Origin of the sequence: Halobacillus yeomjeoni, from assembly GCF_020171525.1 — a bacterium.
Lineage (GTDB): Bacteria > Bacillota > Bacilli > Bacillales > Halobacillaceae > Halobacillus > Halobacillus yeomjeoni.
The window spans coordinates 52,659-76,136 of sequence record NZ_JAIVAI010000006.1 but is presented as its reverse complement, the minus strand read 5'-3'; the positions used below and the strand labels follow the sequence as shown (position 1 = coordinate 76,136).

At 31.9% G+C, this 23,478-nt stretch carries 19 protein-coding genes; all 19 read left to right on the top strand.

All coding sequences use genetic code 11. The annotated features are described in order from the left end of the window. Positions 1 to 99 precede the first annotated feature (99 nt). The 19 genes from LCL89_RS14240 (at position 100) to LCL89_RS14150 (ending at position 23,424) form a co-directional block, all read left to right on the top strand. The gene (locus tag LCL89_RS14240) at positions 100 to 729 is read left to right on the top strand and encodes a sugar transferase (protein WP_224810638.1); all 630 of its coding nucleotides are present in this window, start codon (positions 100 to 102) and stop codon (positions 727 to 729) included. Then, positions 726 to 1,583, top strand: coding sequence for an NAD-dependent epimerase/dehydratase family protein (locus LCL89_RS14235; protein WP_224810637.1), 858 nt, complete (start codon positions 726 to 728; stop codon positions 1,581 to 1,583). The genes LCL89_RS14240 and LCL89_RS14235 overlap by 4 nt, the downstream gene beginning before the upstream one ends. 17 nt (positions 1,584 to 1,600) lie before the next feature. Next, positions 1,601 to 2,845 (top strand): glycosyltransferase family 4 protein, encoded by a 1,245-nt coding sequence (locus LCL89_RS14230; RefSeq protein WP_224810636.1) that lies wholly within the window; start codon positions 1,601 to 1,603, stop codon positions 2,843 to 2,845. Next, a complete protein-coding gene (locus tag LCL89_RS14225; RefSeq protein WP_224810635.1) occupies positions 2,838 to 3,860 on the top strand; it encodes a polysaccharide biosynthesis protein in 1,023 nt (340 codons plus the stop codon). The genes LCL89_RS14230 and LCL89_RS14225 overlap by 8 nt, the downstream gene beginning before the upstream one ends. Next, positions 3,857 to 4,966: a capsular polysaccharide biosynthesis protein CapF gene (locus LCL89_RS14220; protein WP_224810634.1), complete on the top strand. Its 1,110-nt coding sequence runs from the start codon at positions 3,857 to 3,859 to the stop codon at positions 4,964 to 4,966. The genes LCL89_RS14225 and LCL89_RS14220 overlap by 4 nt, the downstream gene beginning before the upstream one ends. Positions 4,967 to 4,969: 3 nt before the next feature. Then, on the top strand, positions 4,970 to 6,097 hold the full coding sequence (gene wecB / locus LCL89_RS14215; protein ID WP_224810633.1) for a non-hydrolyzing UDP-N-acetylglucosamine 2-epimerase: 1,128 nt from the start codon (positions 4,970 to 4,972) through the stop codon (positions 6,095 to 6,097). A gap of 53 nt (positions 6,098 to 6,150) precedes the next feature. Next, positions 6,151 to 7,362, top strand: a complete 1,212-nt coding sequence (locus LCL89_RS14210) for a glycosyltransferase family 4 protein (RefSeq protein ID WP_224810632.1) — start codon at positions 6,151 to 6,153, stop codon at positions 7,360 to 7,362. Positions 7,363 to 8,595: 1,233 nt separating this feature from the next. Beyond that, the gene (locus LCL89_RS14205) at positions 8,596 to 9,588 is read left to right on the top strand and encodes a glycosyltransferase family 2 protein (RefSeq protein ID WP_224810631.1); all 993 of its coding nucleotides are present in this window, start codon (positions 8,596 to 8,598) and stop codon (positions 9,586 to 9,588) included. A gap of 107 nt (positions 9,589 to 9,695) precedes the next feature. Next, positions 9,696 to 11,126 carry a lipopolysaccharide biosynthesis protein gene (locus LCL89_RS14200; RefSeq protein ID WP_224810630.1) on the top strand — a complete coding sequence of 477 codons (1,431 nt, stop codon included), beginning with the start codon at positions 9,696 to 9,698 and terminating at the stop codon, positions 11,124 to 11,126. Positions 11,127 to 11,232: 106 nt separating this feature from the next. After that, entirely contained in the window at positions 11,233 to 12,099 is an 867-nt protein-coding gene (locus tag LCL89_RS14195) for a polysaccharide pyruvyl transferase family protein (protein WP_224810629.1), read from the top strand. Between the two features lie 179 nt (positions 12,100 to 12,278). Further along, on the top strand, positions 12,279 to 13,646 hold the full coding sequence (locus LCL89_RS14190) for a UDP-glucose dehydrogenase family protein (RefSeq protein ID WP_224810628.1): 1,368 nt from the start codon (positions 12,279 to 12,281) through the stop codon (positions 13,644 to 13,646). Next, complete coding sequence (locus LCL89_RS14185) at positions 13,627 to 14,652, top strand: GDP-mannose 4,6-dehydratase (RefSeq protein WP_224810627.1); 1,026 nt, start codon at positions 13,627 to 13,629, stop codon at positions 14,650 to 14,652. The genes LCL89_RS14190 and LCL89_RS14185 overlap by 20 nt, the downstream gene beginning before the upstream one ends. A 446-nt stretch (positions 14,653 to 15,098) precedes the next feature. Next, a complete protein-coding gene (locus tag LCL89_RS14180; protein WP_224810626.1) occupies positions 15,099 to 15,626 on the top strand; it encodes a hypothetical protein in 528 nt (175 codons plus the stop codon). Next, entirely contained in the window at positions 15,616 to 15,987 is a 372-nt protein-coding gene (locus LCL89_RS14175; RefSeq protein ID WP_224810625.1) for a hypothetical protein, read from the top strand. The genes LCL89_RS14180 and LCL89_RS14175 overlap by 11 nt, the downstream gene beginning before the upstream one ends. A 351-nt stretch (positions 15,988 to 16,338) precedes the next feature. Continuing rightward, complete coding sequence (locus tag LCL89_RS14170) at positions 16,339 to 16,923, top strand: transposase (protein ID WP_224810624.1); 585 nt, start codon at positions 16,339 to 16,341, stop codon at positions 16,921 to 16,923. Then, the gene (locus LCL89_RS14165) at positions 16,883 to 18,409 is read left to right on the top strand and encodes a YifB family Mg chelatase-like AAA ATPase (RefSeq protein WP_224810623.1); all 1,527 of its coding nucleotides are present in this window, start codon (positions 16,883 to 16,885) and stop codon (positions 18,407 to 18,409) included. The genes LCL89_RS14170 and LCL89_RS14165 overlap by 41 nt, the downstream gene beginning before the upstream one ends. 397 nt (positions 18,410 to 18,806) lie before the next feature. Then, positions 18,807 to 18,998, top strand: a complete 192-nt coding sequence (locus tag LCL89_RS14160; protein WP_224810622.1) for a hypothetical protein — start codon at positions 18,807 to 18,809, stop codon at positions 18,996 to 18,998. A 762-nt stretch (positions 18,999 to 19,760) separates the two neighbouring features. Then, positions 19,761 to 20,141 carry a hypothetical protein gene (locus LCL89_RS14155; RefSeq protein ID WP_224810621.1) on the top strand — a complete coding sequence of 127 codons (381 nt, stop codon included), beginning with the start codon at positions 19,761 to 19,763 and terminating at the stop codon, positions 20,139 to 20,141. A 67-nt stretch (positions 20,142 to 20,208) separates the two neighbouring features. Then, a complete protein-coding gene (locus LCL89_RS14150) occupies positions 20,209 to 23,424 on the top strand; it encodes a zinc-ribbon domain-containing protein (RefSeq protein ID WP_224810620.1) in 3,216 nt (1,071 codons plus the stop codon). Positions 23,425 to 23,478 lie beyond the last annotated feature (54 nt).

Below are 23,478 nucleotides of genomic sequence, written 5' to 3'. Positions count from 1 at the left end.
AAGATTTGATATAAAGGGAATCATAAGAAAGAAAAATTTGACAATCCACACTTTTATTAAGAGTTAGTCTAATAAAAATTTCAAAGGGTGTATGGCAGAATGTATATGAATGTAAAAAGATTAATTGATTTAATACTTTCAGTAATTGGCCTGATTTTATTAACACCATTTTTTTTAATACTGATCATTGCAATTAAAATAGAGTCTCCAGGACCTGTTTTTTTCAAACAAAAACGTGTAGGAATATATAAGAAGCACTTTTATATACTGAAGTTTCGTACAATGAAAATCGATACGCCAAAGGATACTCCAACTCATCTCTTAGATAACCCTAATCTTTATATTACTGGCATAGGAAAAATCTTAAGAAAGACTTCCTTGGATGAATTACCTCAGATATGGAATATATTCAAAGGTGAAATGAGTGTAATAGGACCTAGGCCTGCACTATGGAATCAATATGATTTAATAGCTGAGCGAGACAAATATGGTGCTAATGACCTTCCCCCGGGTTTAACGGGGTGGGCCCAGATAAATGGAAGAGATGAACTTCCAATTGATATAAAAGCAAAATTAGATGGAGATTATGCAAAAGAGATTAGTTTGTGCATGGATGTAAAGTGTTTTATTTTAACCTTTGTAAGTGTTATGAAAAAGGATGGAGTTCTTGAAGGTAGTTACGACATGAAAAAAGAAGTTTCTAAGTCTAAGGAGAGTATTTCTGAATGAAGAAAATTCTAATTACCGGAAAAAACAGCTATGTTGGTAACAGCCTGAAAAAATGGCTCATTAACCATTCTAATAGATATGAGATTCACACCTTAAGTTTAAGGTGTGAATCTTGGAAAGAGGAAGATTTCTCTATATATGATGTTGTTTTTCACGTAGCAGGAATAGCACATGTATCTAGTGATCCCAGGATGGAAGAGGAGTATTATCGGGTAAATCGTGACCTTACTATTAATGTTGCTAAAAAAGCTAAAGATGATGGTGTTGCCCAATTTATTTTTATGAGTAGCATTATTGTTTATGGTGATAGTAGCTTTAATGAAATGGTTATTGACCATAATACAGTACCTAACCCTAGTAACTATTATGGTAAAAGTAAACTTCAAGCTGAAGAGGGGATAAAATCGTTAGAGGATAAAGATTATAATATTGTGATTATAAGGCCCCCAATGATATACGGTAAGGGTTCAAAAGGTAATTACCCTAAGCTAGCAAGTGTAGCTCGAAAAGTACCATTATTTCCAAATGTAGAAAATAAACGCAGTATGCTACATATTGATAATCTTACTGAGTTAATTAGAATTTTAATAGACAGAGAGGATTGTGGGATGTTCTTTCCACAAAATGAAGAATATGTTAATACTAGTGAAATGGTGAGACTAATTGCAGAAGCTCATGGAAAGAGAATTAGACTTACAAAAGTTTTTAATCCTGTATTGAAGATTTTGGGGTTGAAAGTTGAAATAATTAATAAAGTTTTTGGAAATTTGATTTATGAAAAAAGTATGAGTGAATATAAAGTGAATTATCAAATAAGAAATCTTCAGAAAACAATTGAACTGACTGAAAAATAAAATTGGAGGGCAGAATATTGAAAAAACATATCTTGGTTATCGCACAATATTTTTACCCTGAGCAGTTTCGCATAAATGACATTTGTGCTGAATGGGTTGAAAAAGGATATAAAGTAACAGTAATTACTGGCATACCGAATTATCCACAAGGTAAATATTATGATGGATATGGGCTCTTTAAGAGAAGAAAAGAAACATTCAAAGGAGTTAATGTTGTTAGAATTCCACTGATACCAAGAGGAAATACCTCTTTTATGCTCGTTTTAAATTATTTATCATTTGTAGTTTCGGGGTTTTTTTGGAATATATTCACAAAAGTGAAGGCGGATTATGTATTCATATTTGAAGTATCTCCGATGACTCAAGCATTACCAGGTGTATGGTATGCTAAGAAAAGACAGATACCATGTTACTTATATGTTCAAGACCTTTGGCCTGAAAATGTAGAGATCATTACAGGGATTAAAAATAAGCAAATAATTGGCTCTATAGGCAAAATGGTAGATTATATTTACAAGCGTTGCACAAAAATCTTTACTACTTCTAATAGTTTTGTGGATTCAATTATCAAAAGAAATGTACCGAAGGAAAAAGTAGAATATTGGCCTCAATATGCAGAAGAATTTTATAAACCTCTAGAGAGAAAAAAAATTAATGAAATTCCAAGTGATGATACTTTCAACATTACTTTTGCTGGTAATATCGGAAATGCTCAAGGTTTAGAAATATTACCAAAAGCAGCATTGTTAATTAAAGAAAAGAAAGTGAATGCTAAGGTTCGGTTTAATATAGTTGGAGATGGGAGGTACAAAGAAACATTAGTTTCCATTGTAAATTCATATAAAGTATCGGATATGTTTAATTTTATAGATAAACAACCTGCAAATAAAGTTCCGGAATTACTGGCTTCTAGTGATGCAGCATTTCTAAGTCTTACAAGTGACCCTCTTTTTTCTATGACCATACCTGCAAAATTACAATCTTACATGGCATGTGGAGTTCCAATTATTGCATCTGCTGAGGGAGAAACATCCCATATCATTAAAGAATCAAGAGCAGGTTTATTTAGTCCTCCTGGTGATGCAAAGGCATTATCAAAAAATATTATAGAAATAATATATAAATCAAGTGAAGAATTAAAGCAATTAGGCATAAATTCCAGGAACTATTATGAAGATAACTTTAATAAAGAAGACTTGTTAAATAAAATGGACTTATATTTTAACAACAATTTAAAATCGGAGGAGAAAAAATTTGTTTAAAAATAAGACACTACTAATTATTGGCGGGACAGGATCATTTGGAAATGCTGTTATGAAAAGGTTCTTACATACTGACATTAAAGAGATTAGAATTTTCTCTCGAGATGAAAAGAAACAAGATGACATGAGAAAACAATATAACAGTGAAAAACTCAAGTTTTACATTGGAGATGTTAGAGATGAAGCAAGTTTGAAAAATTCAATGCACGGTGTAGATTACATTTTTCATGCAGCTGCGTTGAAGCAAGTACCATCTTGTGAATTCTTCCCATTGGAAGCTGTCAAAACTAACGTTATAGGAACAGAGAATGTTCTTAACGCTGCTATTGAGAGAGGAGTTAAGAAAGTAATATGTCTTTCAACGGATAAAGCAGCGTATCCCATTAATGCAATGGGAATTTCAAAAGCGATGATGGAAAAAGTATTTGTTTCAAAAGCAAAGACAGTTGATCCGGAGAAGACATTAATTTGTGGAACTCGATATGGAAATGTGATGGCTTCTAGAGGTTCAGTAATTCCCTTATTTATCGATCAGATAAAAAACGGTAAGCCATTAACTGTAACTGAGCCTAATATGACAAGATTTTTAATGAGTTTAGAAGAAGCAGTTGAACTTGTGGTTTTTGCATTTGAAAATGCAGAAGCTGGGGATATTATGGTGCAAAAATCACCTGCTTCTACTATCGGTGATCTTGCTCAAGCTCTAAAGGAGCTATTTAATGTTGAAAATGAAATGAAAGTTATTGGTACTCGTCATGGAGAGAAGTTATACGAAACATTACTTACAAGAGAAGAGCATGTGGTCTCTGAAGACTTAGGTGGTTTTTATAGAGTACCCGCTGATGTAAGAGACCTCAATTATGATAAATACTTTGTAGAAGGTGACCAAAAATTAACATATGAGAAAGAGTATAATTCTCATAATACACAAAGGTTAAAAATTGAAGAAATAAAAGAGAAATTATTGAAGCTTGATTATGTTCAAGAAGAATTGAAAAGGTTGGTTGAAGTATGAAGGTTTTAGTTACAGGAGCAAAAGGCTTTATAGGTAAGAATCTTGTGGCAGAATTAAAAAGCCAAAATCATTATGAAATTCTAGAATACAATAGGGACAATGATATTTCTACACTTGATAAATATTGTAGTGAAGCAGACTTTGTGTTTCATCTAGCTGGTGTTAATCGTCCAAAGGATAAGTCAGAGTTTATGGATGGAAATTATGGTTTTACATCAACACTGTTAAAAAAACTAAAAGTGTACAAAAATAATTGCCCAGTATTAATTTCTTCCTCTATTCAAGCCCAACTAGATAATCCGTATGGTATTAGTAAAAGAGCTGGAGAAGATCTACTTTTTGAATACAGTAAACAAACAGGAGCAAAAGCATTAGTGTATCGCTTACCTAATGTTTTTGGTAAGTGGTGTAAGCCGAATTATAATAGTGCAGTAGCTACTTTTTGTCACAATATTGCTAATAATATACCTGTCACGGTCAACGATGCTGATACAAAGATGAGTTTAGTATATATTGATGATGTTGTTGAAGAATTTATTAATGCTTTGAAGAGTAATGAAAATAAGAGGGGCGACTTTTGCGAAGTTCCAATAGTTCACAATAGTAGGTTAGGAGATATTGTCGACTTGATTTACTCATTCAAAAAAAGTCGAGAAGAACTATTAGTTCCTGATACGTCTAATACATTTACTAATAAACTTTATAGCACCTATTTAAGTTATTTACCAGAGGATAAATTTAATTACAATCTTAAAATGAATGAAGATGATAGAGGATCATTTACTGAGTTTATTAAAACACCAGATAGAGGCCAAGTTTCAGTTAACATATCTAAACCTGGTGTTACCAAAGGTAATCATTGGCATCATACTAAAAATGAAAAGTTTTTAGTAGTAAGTGGACATGGAGTTATCCGATTTCGAAGATATAATTCTGAGAAAGTTATTGAATACTTTGTTAGTGGTAATAAATTGGAAGTTATAGATATCCCTACTGGCTACACACATAATATAGAAAATCTTGGTAATACAGAAATGGTTACTTTAATGTGGGCGAATGAGCTATTTAACCCAGAAAAACCTGATACTCACTACTTGGAGGTTTAAGATATGAATAAGTTAAAAGTCATGACAGTTGTTGGTACTCGCCCAGAAATTATTAGGCTCTCATCTGTAATTAATAAGTTAGAAGAGACTGATTCAATAGACCATACACTTGTACATACTGGTCAAAATTATGACTATGAACTAAATGAAGTTTTTTTTAAAGATTTTAGTTTAAAGAAACCAGACTATTTTCTTAATGCAGCTAACGGGACAGCTGTAGAAACTGTAGGAAATATCCTTATTAAAGTTGATTCAATTTTGGGAAAAGTTCAACCAGATGCATTTTTAGTATTGGGTGATACTAATAGCTGTTTATGTGCAATTGCTGCAAAAAGGAGACAAATTCCCATATTCCATATGGAAGCAGGTAATAGGTGCTATGATCAAAGAGTACCAGAGGAAACAAATAGAAAAATTGTAGACCACACAGCTGATATCAATTTAACCTATAGTGATATTGCTAGAGAATATCTATTAAAAGAAGGTTTACCTGCAGACAGAATTATCAAAACCGGAAGTCCGATGTTTGAAGTTCTTAATTCAAAGAAATATGATATTGAGAAATCAAGCGTATTAGAAAAATACAACCTTAGGAAGAATGAATTTTTTGTAGTATCAGCACATAGGGAAGAAAATATAAGTTTAGATACTAATTTCATGGATTTAGTAGATAGTTTAAATGCAATTGCAGAAAAATATAAACTACCTGTAATTCTAAGTACACACCCTAGAACCAGGAATATGATTAATGCTAAAAAAGTCGAATTTAATTCATTAATAAAAATCTCAAAACCTTTAGGGTTTAATGATTATATAAAACTCCAAACTAACGCGAAAACAGTACTGAGCGATAGTGGAACAATAAGTGAAGAGGCTTCTATTTTAGGATTTAAAGCATTAAACATCAGGCAGTCTCATGAAAGACCTGAAGCGATGGAAGAAGCATCAGTCATGATGGTAGGACTGAAAAAAGAAAGAGTATTACAAGGTTTGACTATCTTAGAAGCACAAGATAATAATGTGGTAAGGCCTGTTGAAGATTATTGTATGCCTAATGTTTCAGAAAAAGTAGTACGATTGATTATTTCATATACGGACTATGTCAATAGAGTTGTATGGGGGAAATCCTAACTTAAAGAATGTTTAGTTGTTTTAAAAGATAAATTATTATAGAAGGTGAGTTCATGGAAATAATGGTGGTTCCGGATGGTCATTATTATAGAGACCCTAATGGAAGTGTATATGTCGAATCTGTTTATAACTATGATTTTTTCAAAAGATATTTATCAGTATATAATAAGGTGTATGTGGTAGGCAGAATAACCTCTTTACAATCTATACCAAACAATATGAAGTTAGCAAGCGGCAATAATGTAGAATTTTTAGAACTACCTGCCTATAAAGGGCCTTGGGGGTACGTGAAAAACTATTGGAAGATAAGAAATTTGGCTAAGGATTATTCTAAGAGATTTAATTGCGCAATTTTTAGAGTACCTGGAGCAACTGCGAATATAATGTGTAAGGAATTTGCGCTTACTAAAAAACCATTTGCTGTAGAAGTGGTTGTTGATCCTTGGGAATATTTCTCTAAGGGCTCCGTTCAAAGCATAACAAGACCTTTAGTGAGACGTATTTGGACAAATTTTCTAAAAAGAATTTGTAAAAAGGCTAATGGTGTTTCTTATGTTACTAAAAATTACTTGCAAAAAAAATACCCATCCTATTCTATAATAAATGGAGAAAGTAATTATTATTTTGATAGTAATTATTCATCTGTATCACTCAATGCAAATAGTTTTGGTGAGCCTAAAAAGTATCATGGTAAGTCTAAATTTACAATATCGCATGTTGCCAATGCTTTTGTAAGCTATGGTAAAGGGCATGTAACATTAATGAATGCTTTAAAAATAGTTCGAAATAAAGGGTATGATGTAGATATTGTGTTTATTGGAGATGGGCCGTTAAAGAGTGAGTTCATAAAAATGTCTAAAAGTTTTGGTATTGATAAATATGTAACGTTTACTGGTAGATTGCCAGATGGTGATGCTGTAAGGGAGCTAATTAGTAACTCTGATTTATTTGTTTTTCCCTCAATGGCTGAAGGATTGCCAAGAGTAGTACTAGAAGCTATGTCAGTGGGGCTTCCTTGCATTTCATCACCAGTAACTGGCATACCAGAAATTTTACCATCAGAATATTTAGTAGATCATAAAGATCATGAAGGCTACGCAAATAAGATAATCGAATTAATTCAGGATACTGAACGGTTAGAGGAGGCTAGCGAACGTAATATAGAAGTAGCTGGTAACTTCACTGAGGAAAAATTAAACGCCAAAAGAAAAAAATTCTACAAAAGATTAAAAAAATTAACTCTAGAAGAAAACACTTTAAATTAGTCTGGGTGTTGATAAAGCTTTATAATTTTTATTGATTTATAAAGTAGAGTGCATTTTTACCATCAGCTGTTAAAGGACTGTTTTAATGGGATTTATTTTTATTATAATAACTAATGTAATAATAGTGTTTTTGACACTTTTTCTGCTAAATAAAAAAATGTCAAAAATAACTATATTTAATTTCATTTTTATCGCATTATTCTATATAGGTGTAATGATAAGTTATTTTTATTTGGGTGTTTTCAATGGAGATATAACTAAATTACTATTTCCTGATGAGAGTGTTTATGTTTACGGTGATTATAATAGGGGAGTATTTGATCAACTGATACAATTATTAATTGAATTTGGTGGGTTTTCTTTTACAAGAGGATTGAATTTTTCATTATATATACTATCAATCTCCTTATTATTCAATGAGATATTTAAATTAACATCAAGAAATTATAATTTGAAGCTAGTAAATAATATCAGCATATTATTATTAATAGGATTGTCTGTAGTGGGGAGTTATTGGGCTTTCTTCCTGTTAAAAGAAGCTCTAACTGTGTCTAGTTTATGTATCATCTTTTGGGGTTTAATGAAAAATAAAAGGATTCCAATTTCTGTAGGGAGTATATTTTTGATTATCGCTAGACCACATTACTTTTTAATTTTTATAACCTTAATTCTTTTACAAAAAATTCGTAATTACTCAAAAAAAATTTTTAACATAACTCTCTTATTTATATGTGTAGTTAGCATAATGATTTTTTTCTCCCAATATTTCCTTGATTTAATGAACACATATGCTGCAATTAGATATACAGATTTAAAGTACAATATTTCTGTAACTAAACACGAATTAAAGCAAGAAATAACGTTTGCTTTTAATAATTTGGGATCATTAAAGTTTATTACATCCAATATATTTATAGAGATGGTTTGGAATAACATTGCTAGGTCATATAATCCTTTTATTCAGAAAGGAATTTGGTTAAAACTAATTGTATTCTTAAATGTTATTAGTTTAGTATGGATAATTTTTTTCATAAGACCTAAAAAAGATTATTTGTATTACATGTTTATCATTACGTTACTATTACTTATTTTCACTCATTCAAACTTTAGATATGTTAATACGATAATGATACCTTTTACTATCTATTTTACTTACTCTTCCTTTCATCTATTATGTGAAAAGAAGAATTTAAAGCACAACTGCAAAAAAATTTAGTAAGGAAGTGCAAAACATTGGACTTATCTATAGTGGTAATTTCAAAAAATGAAGAACTAGTAATTGATAAGTGTATTAAGTCAATACTAAATGCTTGTAAAAAACTTTTTAATGTAGAAGATTATGAAATCATTTTGGTTGACTCAATGTCCACTGATAAAACAGTTGATATTTCAAGAGAAATTCTTAAAGTTGCTGAGATAAAGTATTGGACTATCATAAAATATAGATCTAATAAGCATACAGCTGCATTGGGAAGAGAAATAGGGAGGAACCATGCACATGGTAAAAATATATTGTTTTTAGATGGTGATATGGTTCTATATACCAGTTTCCTGAAGAATATTTTTAATAATATGCAAATGTTTGAGAACAACGTTGCTGGAGTTGTAGGAAATAGAATTGATGCATATTATAAACAAAGTAATATAGTGAAGTTAAAAGAATTCAAAAGAAATATTAAGAAAGATTATTCTACTACCCACCCTGGAGGAGGATTATTCTTAAATCTTAATAATACTGATTCAACTTCATATAATATAGAACAAAAATCACGAGAGGAAGAAGCATTTGCAAAGAAATTGTTAGCAAAAGGTAAACAAATTAAATACATAGAGGATAATATGTACTTACACTTAAATTATAAACATAGTGAAAGAGGTTTTCGAAAAAAATTAGAAATGATCAAAGATGTTAATTTCTCTTATGTTATTGCTTTCAAGAGACACATAAATGAATATGGAGTTTTAAGTTTACTTAAAAACTATTCGAAATATTTATCATATTACATTTTTTTACCTGCTTTGTTGCTTATTAGTTCTCTTGTCAGTACAATTTATAAATCATGGATTACATTATTAATTATAATGTTGGCTTTTTTTGCCTTTCTACTGAAGGAAAAGATGCAAACTTTTAATCTTTTTTTCTTTTTAAAAGGCATAATGATAAGAGATGCTTCTAGTATAGATTATGATGTAGTTGAAATTAATGGTTCTTATGATATTAAATAGTAAGATATCAAGCACTATATTAGTCAAGTAATGAACCCAATCTGATTATTTTTATTAATTTTAATTAATGGGTTGTTAATAATAAATTTCAAGTAAAGGAATCAAAAATGGGTAATAAATATAGTAAATTAGGAAAAAACACTTTAATATTTGCTATTGGAACAATAGGATCAAAAGGAATACACTTCTTGTTAATTCCTTTTTACACACGTATTTTTAATTCATATCAGTATGGACAACTTGACATAATTCAAACTTCGATAAATTTATTAATCCCTCTAATAACATTACAATTAGGGGAAGCAATATTTAGGTTTACAATGGATAAAAATGGTGATAGGAAAAGTGTTCTCACTAATGCATTAATTTATAACTTTGGGTTAATTTTATTATTGATTATAATATTAATAATAAATAAGAGTCTGGTGTTATTTAATGTGTCATTTTATTTAGTGATATCTATTATTATTGGTGAGATGTTGTTAATCCAGTTTAAACATTTTATAAGGGCCATCGGACAAATTTATACATTTGTTATTACAGATATTATTCAAGTTATAATGTTTCTATTGTTTAATTTAGTATTTTTAGTAATACTTAGTATGTCAATAGAAGGCTATTTTTTAGCATTAGCTTTATCAAAAATAGTAGCTTTAGTCTTTCTTGTAATAAAATGTAATATATTTAATTATATAGAATTTAAATATATTGATGAAGCTCTTATAAAAAAAATGTTGCTGTATTCTATTCCGCTAATTCCTAACACTTTAATGTGGTGGGTAATGAATGCTTCTGATCGTTATATTATTTCATACTTTTTAGGATTTGAAAGTACCGGAATATACGCCATTTCATATAAACTTCCATCATTATTAGTTTTAATGTATGGAGTGTTTGCATATGCATGGCAGATATTTGCTATAGAAGAGTCTGAGGCAGCTGATAAAAATGAATCCTATGCTACTATATTTCTATATAACCGGATATTTTTTATTATTTCCATAAGTTTACTACTACCTTTCTTAAAGAGTTTTATTACAATATTAGGCTCTAAAGAATTTTATGATTCCTGGAAATATATTCCGATATTACTATTTGCAACAATGTTTTCAGCTTTTTCAAAATTCTACGGAACCGGGTATATAATATCTAAAAAAACTGGAGGGGCTTTTACCACTTCTTTATATGGCGGTATAATTAATATTGTTGTTGGAATATTAATTATACCTTACCTTGGTTTATTCGGAGCATCCCTTTCGACTATGATTGGTTTTTTGGTTATGTGGTTGTTTAGGATGAGGCAGACAAAAAAATTCTTTTATATTAGAATAGAATGGCTTTCTTTTATATCATCTTTAACTATACTAATTATACAAAGTTTACTTCTATTTGTTAATATGCATTCCTTCTTTTCTAGTTTATTACATTTGTTGTTATTTTCATTAGTTGTAATTATAAATAAAAAACCTTTAAAGAGAATATTTTTATTCTTTTTAACTAAAATAAGGATGAATGGTAGTAACAAAACTTTAAAATGAAGAGTTACACTATTAAAAAGCATCAAGTTTCCATAATAAAGGCATTAATATACAAAAGTGATAAAAATACTTAATATTCATCAATAAGACAAAGGGCGTGGTTATTATGCTAAAAAGAATATATAACAAAGTGAATTCCCCTAAATTTAAACCTTCCAATATACAATTATCTCGTCAAGTTGCAGTAGATTCAAACACTATAATTGCTAGTTGGTCAGAATCAAAAGAAACGTCTAATAATTTTGGTGATGCTCTTAATCCATGGCTCTTTAATAAATTGGTTGGGAAAAAACCAGTTAATGTTAAAAACATAATTAATTATAAAAGGAAACCTGTTTATAGTGTAATAGGTAGCGTATTAGATAATAATCCAATTAATGAGTTAATTGTTTGGGGGTCAGGGTTTAAATATGAAAATAGTACTTTAAAAAAAGCTCCTAAAAGTATACATGCAGTTAGGGGGCCTCTATCAAGAAATAATTTAGTGAAATTAGGATTATATTGTCCGGAGGTTTATGGGGACCCAGCATTATTATTACCTAAATTTTATAATCCTGAAATAAATAGAAAGTATAAATTAGGTATAATTCCGCATTATGTTGATAAAGAAAATAAATATTATCGTAATTTGATTAAGAATATAGATTCTGAGGTGCTGCTAATAGATATTGAAGACAATATAGAAGTAGTTATTGATCAAATAAAAAGTTGTGAATTAATAGCCTCAAGTTCATTACATGGTTTAATAGTAGCTGATGCTTATGAGATTCCCTCACTATCGATAAAATTTTCCAATAATGTAAAAGGAGGTAATTTTAAATTTAAGGATTATATGTATTCTGTAGGAAGGGCAGATGTGGAACCTTTAGAAATTACAAATGATATTACAATTAACAATATTATAGATAGTTTTACAGATTATAAAATAGACATTGATTTGGATAGGTTACTAAATTCTTGTCCTTTCAATTAAGAAGTTCCTTTAATATTCAATATTAACAATCTTCACTTTATTCTACGATACACAACTATATTATATAAACAATTTTAATATGAAGTAAAATAACTAGTTTGAGATGTTCAAAGAGCATATTTTATTTAATTAAAAGTGAAGTTATGAGGTACTTAAATAAAATTAGAAGGATGGTTAGAATGTATAAGATAGCAGTAGCAGGTACAGGTTATGTAGGCTTAGTAGCAGGTGTATGTTTTGCAGAAATTGGCCATCAAGTAACCTGTGTTGATATCGACGAGGAGAAAGTAAAATTAATGAAAGATGGTATATCACCAATTTTTGAGACTGACTTGGAAGAATTAATGCAAAAAAATTATTCTTTAAATAAAATAGATTACACAACGAATTATAAAGAGGCTTATAGGGATGCAGACGCAATCTTTATTGGTGTTGGTACTCCTGAGCAACCGGATGGTTCTGCAAATTTATCACACATTGCAACAGTTGCCAGGCAAATTGCTGAGTCGGTAGAAAAAGATTGTTTAGTAATTGTAAAGTCTACTGTACCTGTTGGTACAAACGATAAAGTTGAACAATTTATTCAAGATTTCCTAGTTAATGATGTGAAAGTAGAGGTAGCTTCAAACCCTGAATTTTTAGCACAAGGATCTGCTGTTCATGATACTTTTAAAGCTCAACGCATAATTATAGGAACGGAAAGTGAATGGGCGGAAGAAATATTAACTGAAATATATAAGCCATTCAATTTACCAATTGTTTCAGTAAATAGAAGATCGGCTGAAATGATTAAATATGCTTCAAATGACTTTCTAGCACTTAAAATATCTTATATGAATGACATTGCTAACCTTTGTGAGTTAGTGGGTGCTGATATTGAGGATGTAGCTGAAGGAATGAGTTATGATGAGCGAATAGGAAGTAAATTTTTAAATGCGGGGATAGGATTTGGAGGTTCATGCTTTCCTAAGGATACAAAAGCCTTAGAGTATTTATCTCGACAAAATGGTTATCACCTAAACACAGTTAGAGCAGCTATTGACGTAAACAAAGTACAAAAAACAATGTTATACAAAAAAGCTAATAATAGATTAATTACTTTTGATGGACTTAAAGTTGCAGTTTTAGGCTTAACGTTTAAACCTGGAACTGACGACTTAAGAGAGGCTCCATCACTTGAAAACATTCCTTTATTATTGGACCAGGGAGCAGATATTTATGCTTATGACCCTATAGGTGCCGAAAATTTTTCTAATGTATATCCGGAAGGAAAAAATGGTAACGGTAGTATAAAATATGCTTCCACTATTGAACAGGCTTTAAAAGGAGCTAATGTATGTTTTATCTTTACAGATTGGGGAGAAATCAAGTCTGTAGCTCCTAAAACTTATAAACAGTTGATGAGAACCCCTTTATTGTTTGATGGTAGAAATGTATACAGAGTTGAAGATATGTTAGAAGTTGGGGTAGAATATCACTCAATAGGAAGAGAGCCTGCAACAATAAAAGTTAAGGAGTCTAAAGACGTTGAATTACAAAAATCTTGATCCTAGTAAAATATATTTAATTACTGGTGTAGCTGGCTTCATTGGTTATCACTTAGCTGAAAAATTATTGGAACAGGGATGTATTGTGGTTGGCATTGATAATATAAATGATTATTATGATGTATCTCTTAAACATTCTCGCTTGGAGAAGCTTATACCGTATGACCAATTTACCTTTAAAAAAGGTGATATATCTGACAAGGGTATGTTAATGAATGCGTTTAAGGAATATAAGCCGAATATAGTAATTAATCTTGCAGCTCAAGCTGGGGTTAGGTATTCAATTGAGAACCCTGACACTTATATTAAAAGTAACATAATAGGTTTTTATAACATACTTGAAGCATGCAGATACCATTCAGTTAATCATTTGCTATATGCATCATCTAGTTCTGTTTATGGGGCTAATAAAAAAGTCCCGTTTGAAGAAAGTGATTTTGTAGATACTCCTGTATCATTATATGCTGCTTCAAAAAAATCCAATGAATTAATGGCACATACTTATAGTCACCTTTATGATATTCCTACTACAGGACTTAGGTTCTTTACTGTCTATGGTCCTATGGGGCGTCCAGATATGGCTTACTTTGGGTTTACAAATAAATACTTTGATGGTAAACCAATAAAAATATTTAATAATGGAAATTTTGAACAGGATCTTTATAGAGACTTTACTTATATTGATGACATTGTAGAAGGGATTAACCGACTTATAAATAAACCACCTAATACAGATGTTCAACATAAAGTATATAATATTGGTAATAACAATCCTGAAAAATTAATGGGATTTATATCTGCATTAGAAAAAGCTTTAAGTAATGCTTTAGAGAAAGAAGTGGAATTTGATAAGAGTTTTGAACCTATAAAACCAGGGGATGTACCAACTACATATGCTTCTATCGAATTGTTGAATGAGGCTATAAATTTTCAACCAAAAACTACCTTAGAGGATGGACTCCAAAAATTTGTTGATTGGTATGTGGATTATTATAAGGTGAAGTAACTTTTTGGGTTTAATTAATAAAATTCATTGTTTTTGTAATCTTTCTATTATGGATTGTGTGATAATAACATTATATTTTGACACTTATAAGTTTAAAAAGCGATCTATCTTATTATATAGATCGCTTTTTCTATATATACTTGTCTTGTTATAGGTGAATTTGTATCTAGTAAAATCTAGCTTAATTTAAAATACATTGAAATTTCCAAATCACCATGGCAGAATAAGAGCTTGTCTTCAATCCATAATCAAATGTGGGTGAAAGAGTCGTGATTACAGCCACTTAAATGTACCAGCGTTGACATAGATTTTACCACTAAGTGACAAGGAATGAACCAGTTAATGACAGGGCTTTACCACTCATACCTTTGTATAATTAATGGGCACACCTATGTGAAAGAGTCGCATCTAAATACTACAGAACATTCAAGGCGTTAAAGCAGCTGATGAACGATGAAGAATATGGTAAGTATGCAAAAGATAAAACCTACCTTTTTTCTCTTATGGAAGAAGCAATCGGTAAGCGTGCTATTAAGGATAATTGGTTAGGTTGGAAAGAAGAAGAGTTTTCGTTTACCAACAAGGAAAATCTAAAAGATTTTTATAAATTAGTAATTGGGGATAAGGAAAAGGATGCTGATAATGATCCTGTGATTTCGAATCCCAATCACATGAGGAAATTTGTTAAGCTTTTGGAAGGAAATAAGAATACTCAAGTTATGGGTATTATCGATGGTACGCTAGATGTTGAAGAAGCATACCATAAAGCTTTTCCGACTAAAAAGGTGCCGATAAAAGAGGTTTTATCCAATTTTATAGATGAAATCGGAAAGTTAGAAACCGATGAGGTTGAAGGCCTAGGTCAGGATGAAATTAAAATGTTAGAGCAAATCAAAAAGTTGGTTGTAAAAAGGGCCAAGCAACATTTGGCGCTAAAGGCAATTGATACCGATGAAGATGAGAATGATGAATAAGATTACTCCAATATCGGTTGCTAAATTGGTTAGTCAACATTTTAATCATGTAAGTCCACCTGTTGATATAAAGCAATACTTGCAGCAGCTGATCATTAGCGAGGGTTCAACAAATCTAGGAGAAGTTCAGGTTTTTGAGGAAATAAACAGGAGCTACTCCATGATAAAAAGTGAATTAATTAAGATGCAGAAGAATGCAGAGTCAACAGGTGTATTTTGTCCCTTTATTGTGATTGACCTAAGGGACAAAATACTGGGGTTTTGCTATGAACTGGAATCAGACTCAGCCGAGGTACGCCAATTAAAAAGGGTAGCGCCTTTTGTTGAACAAATGCTTGCGGCAATCAAAATCGGTGCCTGACCCCCATAACGTTAAAGCGATAAAGTAAATAAGGAGAGGCTTTTCAGTAATAAGGCCTTTCTTTAAAACATCATGCTCACTATTGAGCATGATAATAGTTTGGGATTTATAGGAATGAGAAGTTGGGCTGCTTTTTATGAAAGGTTACTTCGCTTATGGAAACGGCCTATTCTCCAACTCATCTATAGAAAATTTAAATTTGGTAATAAGAGATGGAATGGAATTGCCCCTATCGGGAAAGAATCAATGCTTTTTTAATACACTGATAGCATTCAAAATTAAAATATATATGTTCGATAATTTAATTAAGTTTTATTATACTTTACTCAATCCAAATAGGAGGTGGAGGTTATGTCTAGAAAACCTCGATCCTGGTTTCCTGGAGCTCGGTTTCACATTACTGCTAGAGGAAATCGTGGGACAGATTTATTTTATGATGATCTTGATTTCAAGGCTTATTTGGATTTTATCCAGCTCTGCAAGGAAGAAACCCCTTTTATCCTCCACGCATATTGCTTAATGACTAATCACGTCCATCTCCTTATTGAAGTTCTTCAACATCCCCCGGGTGACATAATGAAATTCATCCAATTCCGTTATGCAAAGCATTTCAATAAACGCCATAAACTCCATGGTCATGTTTTTCAGGGACGCTATTATTCCAAGATGATTCAGACACGACCATATTTTTTGGCAGCGAGTAAATACATCCACCTCAATCCTGTTACAGCGAGGATGTGTTTGCTTCCTGATCGTTATGTATGGAGTAGTTACAGACAGTACTTAAGTGAGGGTGAAGGATCAATTGTTTATACCAAAGCTTTACTAGATTGTTTTGAAGAACCTAAAAGAAAGCGTTATGAAGCATATATCATTGAAAAGGGAGGAGTGGCATTTGACAACTATTGTGAAGAGTATCGGCCTCAAGGGTCTTGAAGGGTATGTCGTTGGAGCGGAGGCCCAGTCGTTGAGCGGAGTGGAACAGATATCTGTCATTGGTCTCCCAGATGCATCCATCAAAGAATCGAAAGATCGTTTGAAAGGAGCTCTTCATTCTGTGGGTGCTGATGTTTCGGGAAGACACATGATACTTCTTTTGTCTCCGACTGAACAGAAAAAGAATGGTCCAATGGCAGATTTAGCTATGGCGATTGCTATGTTAAAAGAAACGCATCAATTGGTTGGAGATGTCAAGCCAAGTACTGCCTTTGTAGGAACGTTGTCACTGGATGGATCCATCCATGAAACAGAAGGAATGTTAGCTGCTGTAATGCAGGCCAAAGCACTGGGGTTTTCTTCTGTATATGTTCCTGCTGAAATGGGAGGCTTGGATTATCTTCAGGATATTTCTTTTCTGAAACCAGTCCATCACCTTCAAGAGGTCATGGATCATTTAAATGGAACAGGACAATTGAAATGGTCTTTCGTACCTTCCACAGTAAATGAAACTCCCTTTGAAAAGCATGGTTATTCACTCGATTTTTCCGAGATTGTTGGTCATGCAGTAGCGAAGCGGGGACTCATGGTTGCAGCAACAGGCGGTCATCATGTGTTAATGAGCGGTCCTCCTGGATGTGGAAAGAGTATGTTGGCTACAGCTTTTCCATCTATATTGCCTGAAATGACGGAAAGAACTATGATTGATAGCTACAGTTTATATCAGCTAGCTCATGAAACAAAAACTATTACAGGTGTTGCTCCATTTCGACATCCGCATCATTCTGCATCTTCTGTTTCTTTAATTGGTGGAGGTGCGACTCCTCGTCCAGGAGAGGTCTTACTCGCTCACGGCGGTGGGCTTTTTCTAGATGAAATGGCCGAATTTCCTAAAAAGACGTTAGATATGCTGCGCCAACCTTTGGAAACTGGAAAGGTTACAATCAGTCGTGTTAGTGGAACGGTTACATACCCGGCGCGCTTCATTTTGATTGGAGCGACAAACCCCTGTCCATGTGGTTATCACGGAGCTAAAGATAAATATTGCACATGTACAACGAAACAAATCCATAGTTACCAACAGCGATTATCAGGACCCATATTGGATCGGATCGACATTATGCTACGTTTGACTCCAGTAAACTTAGAAGAAAAATATGAGAAATGGACATCGGTGGATATGAAAGCAAAAATAACTGATGCAAGGAAAATGCAATATGAGCGATACAACGAAGAAATTTTGAATAGTCAAGTTTCTTATGATCGTTTACTCGATAATTCTCCCATTCTTGAAGAGCTAAAAGAAAGACTTCAAGAATGGAGCATGAAATATCACTATAGTAACCGTGTTCAAGTGAATATTCTCCGAACGGCGAGAATAATAGCAGATTTGAATGGTGAAGAAGGAATTTCCATAGCAGCTTTAAATGAAGCAATTCAATTTCGTGTTGGTCATGTGACTCTAGTTGATAATGTGTATAGATAGAATGAAATGATTTTATGGTGTATTAATCGCAGAAGGTTGTAGACGTTGCGAAGATTTTTCAATAAGTATAAAGGAGCGGTCTATCTTTTAAGGTAGACCGCTCTTTTTTTTCTATGTAAGGCCTTTAACGTTACTAAGTATAGCAAAGAAATTGTAATGGAAAGATTCTGTAAATAGTTTTCTAGGGTCGTTACTTCGTTTTATGACTTAAAACTTTAATGCAATGGGGGTCAGGCACTGTTAAAGTTGTCATCACCCTCACCTCAGTTAAACATATGCGGGCTTATGTTTGTCTCATTCAAGTGTATTTTCCTTTTTATTACAAATATTTGTCCTACTTTTCAAAAAAATCAATAAGAATAGTACAAGGAGGGCTAGAAAAAAGGAGGAAATGGATATGGGTAATTGGAAGTTGGGCATTATGATTTTTGGTATACTGGCAGCTTTAGGGTTTCATGTAAGGGCAGACTATTTAACTACACCTATTCAGGGGAAAGCTGCCGGTGAGTTATCTTCTGAGATGGCCAATAGTATGGGTCATCTATTTCTGCCATCTTTCTTGAAGCATTTGATAAACCCTATGAACTAAATGAAATGTCGTATGATCTAGTATGTAACTTGGGTGTACCTTTATTATTACTTCTTATTGCAACGGCTGTATTCGGTTATGTGTTATACCACCTATGTTTATCAATTTTTCGTGACGAGAATACTAAACTCACATATGTATGGAAAGGGATTTTATCGTTAGCACTCATTTATATTTTGGCAAACTCTGCAATAAAAACATTTGGGGTCTTAGTCTTAAACTTAGCTGTTGCAGCTACAGTTGTATTATTCTTTTTGTTCATTGGCTATTATTCTTAATTCTGTCTTTAACAGTGAAGAAAGGGAAGCTTGAGGCTAGTAAGTTTAGTGGATGAAAGCAGAAGGGCTTACAAGAATATGAGAAACAACCAGGTGATCGTACAATCTTTATACAGATACCTGGTGTTTTTAATTTAAGTTTTATAACCACTAATAAAGTAGAATAAACGTTTTTAAAAATAAGGGGGGCTTATTATTGACAACTATTTATTTAGTATCATATACACCGCTATGTTTTAATGCAACAGGTCGAAAAGCGGTAAGTAAGTATAATCTGCATCCATTCTTAGATAGTTCAGTTAGGCGAGAACCGAGTCTAGAAAATGAGCATCCCAGTATAACTTGATTATGTCGAGCATCAAAATTTGCTCCTAAACTAAGGAAAGGTGACATAGTTGTATATATTACGAGAAAAAGTAATTTCGGAGTAAAAATTAACAAAAGCCATTGGAAGCTTACAGCCGTTCTATGTGTTAAGGAGATAATGAAAAACCATTCGGATGCAGCAAAATGGTATAAAAATAGGAATTTTCATATTCCAAAAAATTGCGTGGTTCCAGAAAATCCTCCATTGCCTAGAGAGTTGTCAGGATTCTCACAAAGAACAGAAAGTAGAGCACTAGTTGATTATCGAAGAAGGTCTAGAAAATATTCTAATTATGTTATTTGCGATGTGGCTTTTAAAGATACAGTAAATCCCCCACCAATATTTGAATCAGATTTCAAACGTATCTTGGGTAGAGTCCCAGTTACGCAAGAAGCAAATATAATTTCTTATAAAGCGTTAGATCAGTTACTTCAACTAGCAGTAAAGCGTAAATTAATCAGTGAGAAACGTAGGTTTTATAAAACATTTGTAGAATAATAATGTATGGTAGTAAATGACGGATGAGATTCAATAGAAATCTTTAATAGCAGGTGGTTAAGGGATAATGAAGTTAGCGGAATTAGATCAATTATATAGAAATCTTTTTAAAGATTATTTAGAAAATCAAGAAGGTATAAAATGGGATAGTTATATCAAACAAGAAAAGAAAATAGTGGAAAGTTATTTGATAGATTTACTCAATAAAGGGGATAATTTAAAATCTAGGCAAACGGATACTCCTATAATTGAGACCCACCGAGAATTAGTTAATGAAATTTGGGACTGGGAAAGTAACAGTCAATTAGAGATATTTCCTGATAGATATAGTAGTGGATCCCAGCAGTCTGCAATCTTCATTTGTCCAAACAACAATACACACCCTCCTTATATAAAGAAAATTTATCAGCTATTTCATGAAACACAAGGCTGCCCATATTGTGCTGGTAATTATAAAAGATGTATTACTAACTCTTTTGGTTATCTAAAAAAAGATTTTACACAGTATTGGGATATCAAACAAAATGGTGAACTTACCCCTTTTCATGTTGGGATTGGGGCAGAAGAAGAGGTTTCTTTTATTTGTGCAGGGTGTAAAAAAGAAAGCAAAATATGTAAAGTTCAAAATTATAAAGTGCTTCGTTACTGTGACTCATGTAAACCTCACTTTAAAACAAAGAGGAAAAATAGGAATCCCATTTTAAATGATGAAATGGAAAGTTTTTATAATAGCGTGTGGGATGAATTTTCTGCAGGTGTACCTCATAATTGGGAAGAAATATTTGAGAAGGAAAAAGAAATAACAGAACGAGAATTTATGAAAAAGATAGAACTAAAGAAGCGAAATAACAAAAAAGTTGAACCTCTAGATTTAAATTCAGACTTGATTCAAAAAGAATGGAACATTGAATTAAATTTAAAGCTAGGCATTGAACCGGAAAAATTTTCAAAGGGTAGTAGCCAGATCGCCGTGTTTAATTGTATTGAAGAGGAGCTTCATCCTTTTTATGATACAGAAATTTCTAATAAAACTTTAAATGAAAATAAATGTCCATATTGTAATCTTCAAAGAATTTGTATACACAATTCATTTGGGTACAGCTATCCTGAGGTGGCTATTTCTTGGAGTGACGAAAAAAATGGGGAAGTAAATCCTTTTAAGATTTCACACGGGGTTAATAAAAAGTATTTTTTTACTTGCCCTGTTTGCGAGAATGAGGAATGGTACACAACACCAATAAATCGAGTTAAACGATATGCTTGCCCGACCTGTATGAAAGGCAAAAATGTTTCTTTTCCTCAGCATGCAATTTACTACTATTTTAAAAAGTTGGTTTCAAAAAAAACGGAGCTTTGTTTTGATTTAAATCGTGAGATTCCTAAAGCGCATGTATTAGAAATAGATGTTTTTTTACCATATTTTAAATTTGGTATTGAGTATCACGGTGAATATTATCACAAGGATAAAGAAGAGTCGGATCTCGTAAAGAAACATAAAATTACTAAGAGAGGGATCGATCTGATTATTATTCGGGAGTCAGATAGATTAGAATTCAAGGAAACAGAAACTCAGTATATTCACTATACAAAAAGTGGGTTTGGAACAATAGAATATTTTAATTCTTTAAAGGAATGTATCTTAAAAAGTTTTGATTATTTGTGCAGTAATTTTCCTGAATTATTAAGTGTGAAAAACCGATTTGATGAAATTGATATTAAGAAAGATGCCTTTGAAATTCAAAAACATCTTTTTTATCCAAAGGAAAATCATTTTTTTGTAACACATCCATACTTAGAAGAACATTGGGCCGACGAAAAGAATAAGAAAGAAGGGTTTAGGCCAGAATTTTTTACAGCAGGGTCTAACACCAAGGTCTTTTGGAAGTGTTTAACGTGTAATAAGGAGAGTTATGAACGTCCTATTAAAACGATGTGTAATTCTCAACAGATTATTGGCTGTAAATCATGTATGTCTTCGTATATGTCAAAGATAAAAACTGATTATTTTAAAAATAAACCTAAATATGAAGTGGTATCAGATAGCATAGCTGAAACTCACCCTGACATTTTGCATATATGGATGTACGATAAAAATGGAGAAATGAGGCCAGAATATTTAAAGGCAAACTCCAGTGAGGAGATTATTGTAATGTGGAATGGGGAAGAAAGAACGACAACTGTTCGTAACATTATAGATAGCCTGGAGAGAAAAGAAAAAAGAGATAAAGAAACTAAGAAAAAAGAGAAAGAAATAATAGATGGTTTTTTAAAAGGACATACTAAGCAGAAAATTAAAGACGATTGTAAAGTGTCGGATAAGAGAATTAATAATGTTTATGAAAAATATATTGAGAGCGGAATATACCAAATTCAAGATCAACCATTTGACTTTGATAGTGAAATGGAATTACAGTTTAAAAAGCTTAGGGATTACGGCCAGAGCTTTTTGGAAATAAAGCAGAAGATGGGCTTTTCGCATAGTGAGTTTCAGCAATATAAGGAGAAGCTTCTTAAAGAGAACAGAATTTCAAAGGTTCAAAAAATTTCTCCAGAAGTGATTCAAAATCTACTAAATGAAGATTATAGTATTGAGGAGATCTCTGAAATATTAAACAGATCAATAAAGACGATTTATCATTATATATATCTGCATAAGCTATCGCTACCTGAAAAACCGATAGAACATATCTTTATGACACATCATAATTTATCGGAATTTTATGATTATGAAAAGAATGCTGAAATGGGTATTGATTATAATAACCTTACGAAGTCAAGTGAGGAAAGTGTGTATTGGATCTGTAAAACACATGGCTCTTATAAACAACGAGTTGATACAAAGGCTCGGTCAGAACATTACTGGCTCTGTAGTGAGTGCAATCAGGAGCGGTTTGTTGATTATGTAAAACAAATGAGAGAAGAAGAAAAATACGAAGTTAAAGAGAACAGTTTATATGATATTAACCCGAAAGTATTAAATCAAATATGGATGAAAGACCGAAATGAACGGAGCCCTAAACAATACAGTGCAAACACTCCAAGGGAAACAGTTTGGGTCAAGATAGATGGAAAACCAAAAGAGATGAGAATTGATCATTTAAATACTTATTTAAATCAATATGATGAAAAATGTAAGAAAAATAAAAAGCTAGAAAATGAGGAAAAGGAACTTAAAAAGAAAATCAGTAAATTACTCTCAGGAAACACACCGTATAAAAAAATAATGGAAGAATTGAAAATTGGTCAAAAAAGATTTTATAGATTAAAGGATGAGCTAGAATAATCTTTATTTTGAGTCCAGCCTTGTGAAGAACCTATTCTAGAGGATAAGACTTAA

Excerpts from the sequence above, each read along its gene's own strand:
- LCL89_RS14150 (WP_224810620.1), top strand. The coding sequence starts at position 20,209 with ATGAAGTTAGCGGAATTAGATCAATTATATAGAAATCTTTTTAAAGAT.
- LCL89_RS14220 (WP_224810634.1), top strand. The coding sequence starts at position 3,857 with ATGAAGGTTTTAGTTACAGGAGCAAAAGGCTTTATAGGTAAGAATCTT.
- LCL89_RS14190 (WP_224810628.1), top strand. The coding sequence starts at position 12,279 with ATGTATAAGATAGCAGTAGCAGGTACAGGTTATGTAGGCTTAGTAGCA.
- LCL89_RS14155 (WP_224810621.1), top strand. The coding sequence starts at position 19,761 with ATGAAAAACCATTCGGATGCAGCAAAATGGTATAAAAATAGGAATTTT.
- LCL89_RS14195 (WP_224810629.1), top strand. The coding sequence starts at position 11,233 with ATGCTAAAAAGAATATATAACAAAGTGAATTCCCCTAAATTTAAACCT.
- LCL89_RS14200 (WP_224810630.1), top strand. The coding sequence starts at position 9,696 with ATGGGTAATAAATATAGTAAATTAGGAAAAAACACTTTAATATTTGCT.
- LCL89_RS14160 (WP_224810622.1), top strand. The coding sequence starts at position 18,807 with ATGGGTAATTGGAAGTTGGGCATTATGATTTTTGGTATACTGGCAGCT.
- LCL89_RS14235 (WP_224810637.1), top strand. The coding sequence starts at position 726 with ATGAAGAAAATTCTAATTACCGGAAAAAACAGCTATGTTGGTAACAGC.
- wecB (WP_224810633.1), top strand. The coding sequence starts at position 4,970 with ATGAATAAGTTAAAAGTCATGACAGTTGTTGGTACTCGCCCAGAAATT.
- LCL89_RS14240 (WP_224810638.1), top strand. The coding sequence starts at position 100 with ATGTATATGAATGTAAAAAGATTAATTGATTTAATACTTTCAGTAATT.
- LCL89_RS14170 (WP_224810624.1), top strand. The coding sequence starts at position 16,339 with ATGTCTAGAAAACCTCGATCCTGGTTTCCTGGAGCTCGGTTTCACATT.
- LCL89_RS14180 (WP_224810626.1), top strand. The coding sequence starts at position 15,099 with ATGAACGATGAAGAATATGGTAAGTATGCAAAAGATAAAACCTACCTT.
- LCL89_RS14210 (WP_224810632.1), top strand. The coding sequence starts at position 6,151 with ATGGAAATAATGGTGGTTCCGGATGGTCATTATTATAGAGACCCTAAT.
- LCL89_RS14175 (WP_224810625.1), top strand. The coding sequence starts at position 15,616 with ATGATGAATAAGATTACTCCAATATCGGTTGCTAAATTGGTTAGTCAA.